A 669-nucleotide genomic window follows, 5' to 3' on the forward strand; every position below is an offset into this window, starting at 1 on the left:
ATAGTATCTTTCATTATAGGTTATATATAAACCAATAGCCCGTGCTTATACTTGCATACACACCTTCGAAATATTGGTACATGAGGACGAATTATGAAACTTTCTGAAGCCTTGAAGACGCGCCGTAGCATTCGTCAATTCACACCTGTAAGTATTCCGGATGATGTCTTGGAGCGCGTTATCAGCAAAGCATTGCTATCACCCAGTGGAGGTAACTCTCAACCTTATCGAATTGCAATTGCTAGCGGTAGCACAAAAAATAAGATAGCTGACGAATTATCTAGCAAGTTCGCCAAAGCTAGCCGGATTAAGCGCCTTCCGTTACCAAGCAAAATTTGGCAGGGGTTAACAAGTGGTGTTTTGCCCGACGGCGATTATAACCCCGACGTCAGTTACCCTGATGAGCTTAAGAAACGCAAGTTTGATTGTGGCATGGGGCTATACGAAACACTGGGCATTGAAAGAAGTGACTACGAGGCACGTGAGGCGCAAATGCAAAAGAATTTTGAGTTTTTTGGTGCGCCCACTGCAATTTTTATATTTATCAATGACAAACTTGGTCTTTATAGTGCTTTGGACGCCGGTATCTTTATGCAATCACTCATGCTCGCTGCCGTAGAAGAAGGGTTGGGGTCCTGTCCTCAAGCCGCTATTGCCACTTGGGCAAGT

General features: G+C 44.2%; 1 protein-coding gene. It reads left to right on the top strand.

Annotation, left to right across the window (positions count from 1 at the left end; all coding sequences use genetic code 11):
* Window positions 1-93: 93 nt before the first annotated feature.
* Window positions 94-669 (top strand): nitroreductase family protein (locus tag A3735_RS00415; RefSeq protein WP_068637348.1); only part of this gene is annotated, 576 nt, incomplete at its 3' end.

The organism is Oleiphilus sp. HI0061 (genome assembly GCF_001635675.1).